The 10,816-nt window shown below is 71.3% G+C and carries 14 protein-coding genes and 1 tRNA gene; 11 read left to right on the top strand and 4 right to left on the bottom strand.

Annotation, left to right across the window (positions count from 1 at the left end; translation table 11 throughout):
- The 5 genes from ACFWGZ_RS34505 to ACFWGZ_RS34485 all read left to right on the top strand — a co-directional run.
- Positions 1–1,385 (top strand): trypsin-like peptidase domain-containing protein (locus ACFWGZ_RS34505; RefSeq protein WP_382455777.1); only part of this gene is annotated, 1,385 nt, incomplete at its 5' end.
- 165 nt (positions 1,386–1,550) lie between these two features.
- A complete protein-coding gene (locus ACFWGZ_RS34500; RefSeq protein WP_382455776.1) occupies positions 1,551–2,237 on the top strand; it encodes a response regulator transcription factor in 687 nt (228 codons plus the stop codon).
- Positions 2,238–2,260: 23 nt separating this feature from the next.
- The gene (locus ACFWGZ_RS34495) at positions 2,261–3,121 is read left to right on the top strand and encodes a sensor histidine kinase (protein ID WP_382455778.1); all 861 of its coding nucleotides are present in this window, start codon (positions 2,261–2,263) and stop codon (positions 3,119–3,121) included.
- 4 nt (positions 3,122–3,125) lie between these two features.
- Positions 3,126–3,626, top strand: a complete 501-nt coding sequence (locus ACFWGZ_RS34490; RefSeq protein ID WP_089909148.1) for a molybdenum cofactor biosynthesis protein B — start codon at positions 3,126–3,128, stop codon at positions 3,624–3,626.
- Positions 3,613–3,798 carry a hypothetical protein gene (locus ACFWGZ_RS34485; protein ID WP_382455775.1) on the top strand — a complete coding sequence of 62 codons (186 nt, stop codon included), beginning with the start codon at positions 3,613–3,615 and terminating at the stop codon, positions 3,796–3,798. Before ACFWGZ_RS34490 ends, ACFWGZ_RS34485 begins: the two co-directional genes overlap by 14 nt.
- Positions 3,799–4,355: 557 nt before the next feature.
- Here ACFWGZ_RS34485 and mscL read toward each other — a convergent pair.
- The 4 genes from mscL to ACFWGZ_RS34465 form a co-directional block, all read right to left on the bottom strand.
- On the bottom strand, positions 4,356–4,799 hold the full coding sequence (gene mscL, locus ACFWGZ_RS34480) for a large-conductance mechanosensitive channel protein MscL (protein ID WP_382455774.1): 444 nt from the start codon (positions 4,797–4,799) through the stop codon (positions 4,356–4,358).
- Positions 4,799–5,353 (bottom strand): SAF domain-containing protein, encoded by a 555-nt coding sequence (locus tag ACFWGZ_RS34475; protein ID WP_382455773.1) that lies wholly within the window; start codon positions 5,351–5,353, stop codon positions 4,799–4,801. Before ACFWGZ_RS34475 ends, mscL begins: the two co-directional genes overlap by 1 nt.
- A gap of 71 nt (positions 5,354–5,424) precedes the next feature.
- Positions 5,425–5,754, bottom strand: a complete 330-nt coding sequence (locus ACFWGZ_RS34470) for an FmdB family zinc ribbon protein (protein WP_382455772.1) — start codon at positions 5,752–5,754, stop codon at positions 5,425–5,427.
- A gap of 94 nt (positions 5,755–5,848) precedes the next feature.
- The gene (locus ACFWGZ_RS34465) at positions 5,849–6,415 is read right to left on the bottom strand and encodes a 5-formyltetrahydrofolate cyclo-ligase (RefSeq protein WP_382455771.1); all 567 of its coding nucleotides are present in this window, start codon (positions 6,413–6,415) and stop codon (positions 5,849–5,851) included.
- A gap of 38 nt (positions 6,416–6,453) precedes the next feature.
- Between ACFWGZ_RS34465 and ACFWGZ_RS34460 the strand changes: the two genes are divergently transcribed.
- The 6 genes from ACFWGZ_RS34460 (at position 6,454) to ACFWGZ_RS34435 (ending at position 10,805) form a co-directional block, all read left to right on the top strand.
- Complete coding sequence (locus tag ACFWGZ_RS34460; RefSeq protein ID WP_382455770.1) at positions 6,454–7,338, top strand: UTP--glucose-1-phosphate uridylyltransferase; 885 nt, start codon at positions 6,454–6,456, stop codon at positions 7,336–7,338.
- A gap of 46 nt (positions 7,339–7,384) precedes the next feature.
- Complete coding sequence (gene glp / locus ACFWGZ_RS34455) at positions 7,385–8,608, top strand: gephyrin-like molybdotransferase Glp (RefSeq protein ID WP_382455769.1); 1,224 nt, start codon at positions 7,385–7,387, stop codon at positions 8,606–8,608.
- A 13-nt stretch (positions 8,609–8,621) separates the two neighbouring features.
- Positions 8,622–9,275, top strand: coding sequence for a GNAT family N-acetyltransferase (locus ACFWGZ_RS34450; RefSeq protein ID WP_382455768.1), 654 nt, complete (start codon positions 8,622–8,624; stop codon positions 9,273–9,275).
- A 156-nt stretch (positions 9,276–9,431) separates the two neighbouring features.
- Entirely contained in the window at positions 9,432–10,148 is a 717-nt protein-coding gene (glpR, locus tag ACFWGZ_RS34445) for a gephyrin-like molybdotransferase receptor GlpR (RefSeq protein WP_382455767.1), read from the top strand.
- A gap of 59 nt (positions 10,149–10,207) precedes the next feature.
- Positions 10,208–10,280 (top strand) — tRNA-Ala (locus tag ACFWGZ_RS34440).
- Between the two features lie 213 nt (positions 10,281–10,493).
- Positions 10,494–10,805, top strand: a complete 312-nt coding sequence (locus ACFWGZ_RS34435) for a hypothetical protein (RefSeq protein ID WP_382455766.1) — start codon at positions 10,494–10,496, stop codon at positions 10,803–10,805.
- The last annotated feature ends 11 nt before the right edge of the window (positions 10,806–10,816 follow it).

Genomic DNA, 10,816 nt, shown 5'->3' with positions numbered 1-10,816 from the left:
GGACGTACCTGGGCCTGGGCGACCCGCCCGCCTCCTTCACTTCGGCCCAGCGTCAGGTGCCCGCACCTGACGCGGGCCAGGCGCAGCTCGGCGGGCCCGGACCCGGCCAGCAGCTTCCTCATCACGGGTCCGGCCAACCTCACCCGCTCGGCCTCGGCGCCACGACGGCGCAGTTCGGCGCCGACCAGCCCCACGGCCCCTTCGCGGGACCGCACACGGGCCCCCAGTCGATGCCCCAGTCGGCGGGACAGCCCGGGGCGCAGACGGGGCAGTACTACCTCCCGCCCGGCTTCCCGTCGTCCGTCCCCCCGCGCCCCAAGGGCCGCGGCAAGGTCGTGGCGGGCGTCGCGGCCCTCGTGCTGCTCGTCGGCGGGCTCTCCGGTGGCCTCGGCGGCTACCTGGGCTACAACTTCGCCAACGACTCGTCGGCCGTGAGCTCGCTCGACACGCCGCGCCCCGCGTCCCAGACGGGCAACGTCGCGGCCGGCTCGGTCGAGGACGTGGCGAACAAGCTGCTGCCCTCCGTCGTGCAGATCCAGGTCGTGACCAGGACCGGCGCCGGCGAGGGCTCGGGCTTCGTGATCTCCAGCAACGGCCAGATCGTGACGAACAACCACGTCATCGAGGGTGCGGCGAGCGGCGGCAACATCAAGGTCGTCTTCCAGGACGGCAAGACCGCCACCGCGAAGATCCTCGGCCGCGACCCGAGCTCCGACATCGCCGTCATCCAGGCCGACGGCATCTCCGGCGCGCCGGTCGTGCAGCTCGGCAACTCCGGTGACCTGAAGATCGGCCAGGGCGTCGTCGCGATCGGCTCGCCGTTCGAGCTCTCCGGCACGGTCACGTCGGGCATCGTCAGCTCGCTGAACCGCCCGGTCTCGGCCGGCAGCGACGCCCGCAACTCGCAGGCCACCGTCCTCAACGCCATCCAGACCGACGCGGCCATCAACCCCGGCAACTCGGGCGGCCCGCTCGTCAACATGCAGGGCCAGGTCGTCGGTATCAACTCGGCGATCTACAGCCCCAGCTCGGCCAACGGCCAGGCCGGTTCCGTCGGCATCGGGTTCTCGATCCCGATGGACCAGGCACGCCGCACGATCGACGAGATCGTGAAGAGCGGCAAGCCCAAGCAGACCGTGCTCGGCGTGAAGGTCGAGTCGACCGAGCAGGGCGCGAAGATCACCGAGATCACCGCCGGCGGCGCCGCCGAGAAGGCGGGGCTCAAGGCCGGCGACGTGATCACCAAGTTCGACGACCGCCGCATCGACGAGTCGGACACGCTCGTGGCCGCCGTCCGGTCCAAGGCGCCCGGCGACAAGGTCACGATCGCGCTGGCGGACAACCGGACCGTGGAAGCCACCCTCGACGGCGTCGAGGTGGGGTAGGTCGGGGGACGCCGGGCACCGGCGGCCGCCGCCGCCAGGACCCGGCGCGACGACGACCCCGTGGGGCCGTACCTGTGGGCACCTGCCCCGCGCACAGGTACGGCCCTTCTTACGTGCTGATGACGATCCCGGACGCCGCCGGTGTCCGTGGCCTAGCGTGGTGACGTGGTGGAACGGGTGCTGGTCGTCGACGACGACACGACGGTGCGGGACGTGGTGCGCCGCTACCTCGAACACGCCGGGTACGAGGTCGAGCTCGCGGGCGACGGGGAGCAGGCGTTGCGCTCCCTCGCGGCCCAGGAGCCGGACATCGTGGTGCTGGACCTGATGCTGCCGGGCATCGACGGCCTGGAGGTCTGCCGGCGGATCCGGGAGCGCGGCAGCACGCCCGTCGTCATGCTGACGGCGCTGGGCGAGGAGGAGGACCGCATCGCCGGGTTGCAGATCGGCGCGGACGACTACGTCACGAAGCCCTTCAGCCCGCGCGAGCTCGCGTTGCGCGTCTCGTCGGTGCTGCGGCGGGCCCACCGGGCCTACGAGCCGCGCGTGGTGCGCGACGGCGACCTGGTCCTCGACGTGGCCGCGCACACCGCGACGCTCGACGGCCGGCCGTTGCAGCTCACCACCCGCGAGTTCGATCTGCTGGCGTTCTTCATCGGCAACGCCGGCAAGGCGTTCGGCCGGGCCGAGCTGCTCGAACGCGTGTGGGGCTGGCAGTTCGGCGACCAGTCGACCGTGACCGTCCACGTGCGACGGTTGCGCGAGAAGATCGAGCAGGACCCCGCGAAACCCCGCCGGCTCAGCACGGTGTGGGGCGTCGGCTACCGGTACGACCCGTGTTCGACAGGCTGAGCCGCGTCTCGCTGACCACCGCGATGACCGTCATGGTCATCGTGCCGGTGGTGGCCACCATCGCCGGCGTGCTGATGGTCAGCGGGTTCATGTTCACGCCGATGCTGGGCGCCACGCTCATGGCGTGCGTGCTGGTCGGCCTCATCACCGTGCCGTTCTCGATCATGCTGGGCCGCGCGATCGCCCGGCGCACGATGTGGGAGCGCGAGGCGGAGGCGGCGCGGCGGCAGCTGGTGGCGTGGATCAGCCACGACCTGCGCACCCCGCTCGCCGGCATCCGGGCCATGACCGAGGCCCTGGAGGACGGCGTCGTCTCCGAGCCGGGCGAGGTCGCCGTCTACGCCAAGCAGATCGCCCTGGAGGCCGACCACCTGTCGAAGCTCGTGGACGACCTGTTCCAGCTCTCCCGGATCACCGCGGGCGCGCTGAACCTGTCGATGCACGACGTGGCGCTGGCCGACGTGGTGAGCGACGTGGTCGCCGCGTCCCGCCCGGTGGCGGCGCGCGAGGGCGTGCGGCTGCGGGCCGACGCCCGCCAGTGGCCCGTCGTGCGGGGTTCCGATCCGGAACTGATGCGTGTCGTGCGCAACCTCGTGTCCAACGCGATCCGCCACACGCCCGATGGCGGTGCGGTGGCCGTCCAGGTCGATGTGGACGGAGCCGACGCGGTGGTGCGAGTGGACGACGCGTGCGGCGGCATCCCCGAAGACGTGCTGCCGCACGTGTTCGACGTGGGCTTCCGCGGCTCGACCGCGCGCAACCCCTCCGGCGCCGGACTGGGGCTTTCCATCGCGCGGGGGCTGGTCGACGCGCACCACGGGCGCATCGGTGCGCAGAACCACGGTCCTGGCTGCCGCTTCGAAGTCCGACTCCCGCTACGGTGATCGCATGGAACGCAGCGCGCAGCGCCTTGGCCGCGCTTTGGTCGTGATCGTGGACGACCGGGTGGCGCACGGCGAGCAGGACGACAACTCCGGGCCTCTCGTCACCGAACTCCTCGAAGAAGTCGGCTTCATCGTCGACGGCACCGTCGCGGTCGAGGGCGAGGTGGTCGACATCCGGGCCGCCCTCAACACGGCCGTCATCGGCGGCGTCGACCTCGTGGTCACCGTGGGCGGCACAGGCGTGTCCCCGCGAGACGTCACCCCGGACGCCACGCAGGGCGTGCTCGACCGCCCGATCCACGGCATCGCCGAGGCGCTCCGCGCGTCCGGCCTCGCCGCGGGCGCGGTCGACGCGGGCATCTCGCGCGGCCTCGCCGGCGTCTCCGGCAGCACGCTGGTCGTGAACCTCGCGGGCTCGCGCTCGGCGGTCCGCGACGGCATGGCGACGCTGTCGGCACTGGTGCCCTACGTCATCGAGCAGCTGAGCGGTCTTGACGAAGAGTGATTCGCCCCAGCCGGCCGACGACGACGCCGCAGCCCGGCGTCGTCGGCGGCTGGCCGAGGTGTTCGGCGACGTGCTCCCGGAGACGACGTCGGACGAGCGCGGTGGCGGGGGCTCGGCGGAGGACCGCGAGTCCTGGTACCGCGAGAACAGGCCGCCGCACCACGGCGGCTGAGCGCTGGGGACGGCTGAGCGTGCCGGCGTGCTGGGCTGGCTGAGCGTGCCGGGTCGGCTGAGCGCCGGGGACTGCTGAGCGCTCCGGCGTGCCGGGCTGGTTGAGCGTGCCGGGCTGGTTGAGCATGCCGGGTCGGCTGAGCGCGCCGGGATGGTCGAGCGGGCACCGGTCGCAGGGCACCGGTCGCCGGACCTCGGAGGCTGTCCGCGCCGGAACGGCTGGGCGCGCTGGGACGGCCGAGCGCACCGCTGTCGAGCGCGCGAGAGCCTCGTGGCGTGCCCAGGACGATGGCGTGCCCAGGCCGAGTTGCGCGCCGAGGCGTGCGCATTCGTCGGCAAGGCCGAGCCGCGTGGCGTGCTCGTCCCGACGAACGCGGCGTCCGTCGCCACGTCGCCTGGAGCATCCGCACCGCAGACCGCGCCCGTGCGCGAGTTGTGATCGCGCGTGCCGACGCCGCCCGAGCGAGGACCGCACCCGAGCCAGACCCGCACCCGAGCCAGACCCGCGCCCGAGCTAGGGCCGGCCGCCACCCGTCGCCGAGCGGCGGCCGGGAGGGGTCAGACCTTCGGGGCTCGCACGTCCGTCGCCGGCTGGACCACGGTCGTGTCGCGGCCCTGCTGGGCCGCGAGCAGGTCGCGGATCTCGATCAGCAGCTCGACGTTCGTCGGCTCGGCCGGGCCGGCCTCCTCGCCCCTCTTGCGGCGCTCCTGGATCTTCTTGATCGGCAGCACCAGGACGAAGTAGACGACGGCGGCCACGATCACGAAGTTGATCGCCGCGTTGATGACGTTGCTGAAGTCGAGGTACGTGTCCTCCTTGCCTTCGCGCAGTTGAACGCCGAGGCCCTTGGTCTCTGCGTTGCCCAGCGAAGCGATGAGCGGCTTGATGAGGCTCGTGGTGAATGCGGTGACGATCGCGGTGAACGCGGTGCCGATGACCACGGCTACAGCCAGGTCGACGACGTTCCCGCGCATCAGGAAGTCCTTGAATCCCTTCAGCATCAGCGGAGAGTAACGGCTAATGCATGATCCAGTGACATCGCGGCGACGCGATTTGCATTAAGTCTCGGCAACGTCAGCACAACGACACGCCCGCGCGTCTCCCGCACCGACGCGTTCTCGGCCAGCACCTCGCCGGTCGACGTCACCACGTCGACCCGGTCGCCGGGCCGCACCACGTCGGCGAGGCCCTGGTCAGCCACCTCGACGGCCACCGACGCCGCGTCCGGGTCGGCGGTGGCGAGGTCCAGGTCGGTCAGCGGGACGCCTGCCCGCGTCGCGTCGTTCAGGGTCTTGCCCACGAGGGCGGACACGCCGGAGAACGACCCGGACACCGGCGCGTCGAACGACACCAGGCGCAGGTCGGAGTCGGCCAGCGGGACGCCCGGCGGCAGGTCGCGGGAGGCGACGACGGCGGGATGGCCCACGTCCGGCCAGAAGGCCGTCGACGCGGCCAGGAGGGCGAGCACCAGGGCCAGGGACCGGCGCCACACCGCGGAGGGGCGGCGGCGCAGGAGCGAGCGGACTCGGTCGGACAGCGTGCTGGAAAGGGTCATGCCCCCGACGGTAGGGCTGTCGGGGGCATGTCGGACCGGGCCGGGCGCAAGTTGTGGACAACTCGCGATCTTCAGGACGCGGCGGCCGCCGGGGTGCTCGAGGACGACGAAGAGGAGGACGAGGACGTCGTGGACTTCGAGTCCGAGGAGGACGAAGACGAGGACGACGTGGTCGAAGCGGACGACGAGGACGCCGCCGTGGACGACGAGTCCTTCGACGAGCCCGAACGGCTGTCGGTCCGGTAGAAGCCGCTGCCCTTGAACACGACACCGACGGCGCCGAAGAGCTTGCGCAGCTTGCCCGCGCACTCCGGGCACTCGGTGAGGGAGGCGTCGCTGAACGACTGCACAGCCTCGAACCGGTGCTCACACGCGGTGCAGGCGTACTGGTACGTAGGCACTGGGTTCGCTCCTAGATCTGGCACTCGACCGTTGTGAGTGCCAACACGATTTTCACTCAGATCCTTCCCGGAGCGCAAACACCCCGGAGCAAAGTCACAGCCATCGCAGGCCCGTGGAGGGTGTCAGAACGCCGTTCATCCGCACGTCGTGGGGCTCGGCGGGTACCGAGGGCAGCACCTCGCAGTCGCGCACCACGGCCACCAGCGGGGCCGTGACCAGCGGCAACGACCGGTCGTAGTGCCCCTTGCCCTTGCCGAGCCGCACCCCGGAGACCGACACCGCCAGCGCCGGCACGAGCACCAGGGAGGCTCCAGCGATCGCCGAGGCGCCGAGCCGGGGACCGGTCGGTTCGAGCAGCTTCAACGCTGCGGGCGCGAGGTCGCCGGGTCCGGTGTGGACCGCCCAGTCGAGTGGCGCGTCGCCCGTCACGACCGGCAGCAGCACCCGGCACCGCACCCCGTCGAGCCACGCCGCGTCACCGGGCTCCGAGCCGACCGGCAGGAACGCGCACACCGTCTGATCAGGCCGGACGTCCAGGGCGTCCACGTGCGCCCGCAGCGCGGCGGCCTCGGCGGCGCGCACCTCGGGCGGCAGCGAGCGCCGCGCGGCCAGCAGTTCCGTACGCAGGGCGGCCTTACGGTCGCGAAGATCGGACGTCATGATGGGTATCCCCCGGTATGTCGTTAGCATCGCAGCCCATGAGCAGCGCCTTCCACACCGCTATCGTGCCCGCGGCAGGTCTGGGCACCCGTTTCCTCCCCACGACCAAGGCCGTGCCGAAGGAGTTGCTGCCGCTGGTCGACACCCCGGCCATCGAGTACGTGGCCAGGGAGGCCGCCGAAGCCGGGGCCACGAAGCTGGTCATCGTGACCTCGCCGACCAAGGCGTCGGTCGCCGACTACTTCGACGCGAACCCCGACCTCGAGCAGTCGCTGACCGACAAGGGCAAGTCCGACCTGGTCGAGAAGATCCGCCGGGCCCCGCAGCTGATCAAGGCCGAGACCGCGATCCAGGAGCAGGCGCTCGGCCTCGGCCACGCCGTCGGCTGCGCCGAGGGCAACCTGACCGGTGAGGACGAGGCCGTCGCGGTGCTGCTGCCCGACGACATCATCCTGCCGACCGGTGCGCTCAAGAAGATGGCGGAGATCCGCGAGGAGAAGGGCGGCACCGTCCTGCTCGCCTTCGACATCCCGCGCGAGCAGATCTCCGCCTACGGCGTGTTCGACGTCCGCGACACGGGCAGCGACGACGTCAAGCAGGTCGTCGGCATGGTCGAGAAGCCCGAGCCGCAGGACGCGCCGTCGACCTTCGCCGCGGCCGGCCGCTACCTCCTCGACCGGGCGATCTTCGACGCGTTGAAGCGCATCACGCCGGGCGCGGGAGGCGAGCTGCAGCTCACCGACGCCATCGCGCTGCTGATCAACGAGGGTCACCCCGTGCACGTCGTCGTGCACCGCGGCGGACGACACGACCTCGGCAATCCCGCAGGATTCCTGCGCGCTGCGGTTGACTTCGCACTCGAGACCCCGGAGTACGGACCCGATCTGCGCGAGTGGTTGCGGGAACGCCTCGGCAACTCCTGATCGAATCCTTCCGGATCGGATCCCTGATGGGCGCGAGGACCAACACATGAGGTCAGTGGACGAGCAGCTCGCTCGGGTGATCGCGGCCGCGGTGCGGCCCGCACCCGTGCGAGTGGCGATCTCGGAGTCGCAGGGCCTGCTCTGCGCCGAGGAGGTCGTGGCCGAACGCGCGTTGCCCGGCTTCGACCAGGCGGCGGTGGACGGCTACGCGGTGCGCAGCGTCGACGTGTCCGGTGCGAACGCCGGTCCCGTGCAGCTGCCGGTCGTGGGCGAGATCCCGGCCGGCTCGCGCCAGCCCCGCCGGCTGCAGCCCGGCCAGGCGGTGCGGATCGCCACGGGCGCGCCGCTGCCGACGCTCGCCGACGCCGTCGTGCCGCTCGGCTACACCGACGGCCACCAGGCGAAGGTGACGGTCAAACGCAGCGTGCCGTCCGCCGGCTTCGTCCGCCGCACCGGCGAGGACGTGCAGACCGGTGACGTCGCCGTCCGCCGCGGCGCGTCCATCGGCGCCGCCCAGGTGGGCCTGCTGGCCGCCGTGGGGCGCAACAAGGTGCTCGTCCACCCGCGCCCGCGGGTGTCGGTGATCTCGCTGGGCGAGGAGCTCGTCGACGTCGACCGCACGCCCGGCCAGGGCCAGGTCTACGACGTGAACTCCTACGCGCTGGCGGCCGCCGCACGCGACGCGGGCGCCGAGGTCAGCCGGGTCGGCATCATGTCCGCCGACCCGCGCCGGCTGCGCGAGGTCGTCGAGGGCCGGCTGCTGCTGTCCGAGATCGTCGTCATCGCGGGCGGCGTGGGCGGCACGGTCGGCGACGAGGTCAAGGCCGCCGTCACCGAGCTCGGCGACATGGACGTCGGCCGGGTCGCCATGCACCCCGGCTCCGCGCAGGGCTTCGGCCGGCTCGGGCCGGACGCCGTGCCCACGTTCCTGCTGCCCGCGAACCCGATGAGCGCGCTGGTCGTGTTCGAGGTGCTGGTCAGGCCCCTGATCAGGGCCGCGCTCGGCAAGAAGAACCCGTACCGCCGCGCGGTGTCGGCGCGGCTGCTGTCGCCGCTGCAGTCGACGAAGGGCCGCCGGGGCTTCCTGCGCGGCCAGCTGCTGCGCGACGCGGACAACGGCGAGTACCTGGTGCAACCGCTCGGCACGTCCGGCTCGCACCTGCTCGCCTCCCTCGCCGAGGCGAACTGCCTGATCATGGTCGACGAGGACGTCACCGAGGTCTCGGTCGGTGACGAGGTCCTGGTGAGCTTCCTCGCCCAGCGAGGCTGACGAGCGGCGGAGGATGAGCGCTTTCTCCGATCTGGGACGCCACCCCGGCTGGCCGGTCCGGCTGGGGCCCGTCGAGGTGCGCGCGGGCACCGTCGAGCTGCGCGGACCGCGGCTCTTCGACGGCTCGCGCTGGTCGCGGTTGCGCATCCGCGACCGCGCGTACCTGGAGAAGTGGGAGCCCACGGCCCAGGAGGGCTGGGACGAGCGCAACGCGACGCTCTCCTGGCCCGCCCAGTGGTCGTCGCTGCGCTCGATGGCCCGGCACGGCAGCACGCTGCCGTTCATGATCATGGTCAACGGCGAGCTCGCCGGCCAGATCACCGTGGGCAACATCGTGCGGGGCTCGCTGCAGTCCGCCTGGATCGGCTACTGGGTGGCCGCCGATCGGGCGGGAGGCGGCGTCGCGACGGCCGCGGTGGCGTTGCTCACGGACCACGCCTTCCGCAGCGCTGGTCTGCACCGGCTCGAGGCGACCGTCCGGCCCGAGAACGGGGCGTCGATCCGCGTTCTCACGAAGTCCGGCTATCGCGAGGAAGGCCTCTTCAAACGTTATTTGGACGTTGCCGGACAGTGGCGCGACCACCTCTGCTTCGCCCTCACGACCGAAGAGGTCCCGGAAGGCCTGGTGCGCCGTTTGGTCGCACGAGGAGAGGCCCGTCTTCCCTGACGGGCACGTCTGTATGTCGTAATCACTTCACCCAAAAGTGGGTGATAGACCACACTTTGGTACGCACCGAGTTCGGCGAGCCTCCGACACAGGTGTGACTGTTGTGACTAGCGTGGTGAACAGCACCACGCGTGGGCCGGGGGAGGTGAACGGGGAATGCCGAGTTCGCTGATCATCGTTGCGCTGGTCGTGGCTTGGCTGGTGGTCCTCGTCCCCATGGTGGCCCGCAAGCGCCAGGAGAGTGCGCGCAGCGCGGGGGAGGAGTACGACGCCATGCCCGACGCCGAGTACGACGACATCCACGACATCGACGACGACTACTTCGACGAGGAGGAGTACGTCGAACGCCCGTTCCGGCGCGGCCGCGGTGGCTACGACCCGGAGACCGCCGCGCTGGTCGCACAGGCGAAGTACGCGTTCCGCCGCAGGGTGATCGCGTTCCTGCTGTTCGCATCCGTCGTGACGGGTGTGGTGGCCGGTGTGTTCTACGCGCCGCTCTGGTACGGCCACGCCGCGGTCGACCTGCTGGTCGTGGGCTACCTGACCTACCTGCGCCGCCAGGTGCGGATCGAGGAGGAGATCCGCGCCCGCCGGCTCGCCCGCCTGCGGCAGGTCCGCCGCCGCCGTGCGACGGGCCCGCAGCCGCAGGAGGCGCCCGCCCCGGTCGCCGCCGAGCCCTCCGCGGAGGAGGCCGAGACCACCCAGGTCGAGGTCGTGGCCGTCGACGAGAAGCCGGCGCTGCCGCCGTTGCCGCGCTACGAGCACCACGTCCGGCCGGGCACGATCCCGGTCGACTCCGACGACGAGGACCCGGTCTTCGTCGAGCTGGACGGGCTCGAGTCGCTGCGGTACCGAGGTGCTGTCGGGGCTTAGGAGGGGGTGGTGAAAACACCCCTTCCGCGACTGCTATAGTTCTTCACGTACCACCGCAAGGGGCTGTAGCACAGTTGGTAGCGCGTCTCGTTCGCATCGAGAAGGTCAGGGGTTCGATTCCCCTCAGCTCCACTTGAAACCGGGAAACCCGTGTTCGCCGAAATCGCGAACGCGGGTTTTTTGTTGTGTCCTCTCGGAGGCGGGAACGCCCTGGCGAGTCCATCGTGGACCGTGATCTTGCGAGGCTCCGGGTCGGCGACGCGTGCCGCGCGGGAGCACCCCACCACGTGATCTGAGCCTCAGAGCTGTGTGCGATGATCCGTTCAGTCGTATTGGTTGATCTGAATGGAGTACAGGGTGAACGGGGTGCGCAGGGCGCTGCACGTGGCGGTCGCCACGGCTGGAAGCTTGCTCGCGATGGCAACGGCCGCCGGTGCCACCACTGACCTGGGACCCGCCGGGAACGGCAACGCGAGCCTCGTCGGGCCGGTCGTCGTGCCCGTCGAGGCCAACAACGTCGCCACGAACGCGGCCCAGCACGTGAACACCAACGTGTGCGACACGGCCGCGACCGTTCTCGGGATCAGCGTGCCGGTCGAGACGCTGGGAGCCGACTGCACGACGCCCGCCGAGTCGGGCGTCCTGCCGATTCGGTAGGCGGTCGGGGG

This window comes from Lentzea sp. NPDC060358 (assembly GCF_042725365.1).
Taxonomy (GTDB): domain Bacteria; phylum Actinomycetota; class Actinomycetes; order Mycobacteriales; family Pseudonocardiaceae; genus Lentzea.
This window is presented reverse-complemented; position numbering and strand designations above follow the sequence as displayed.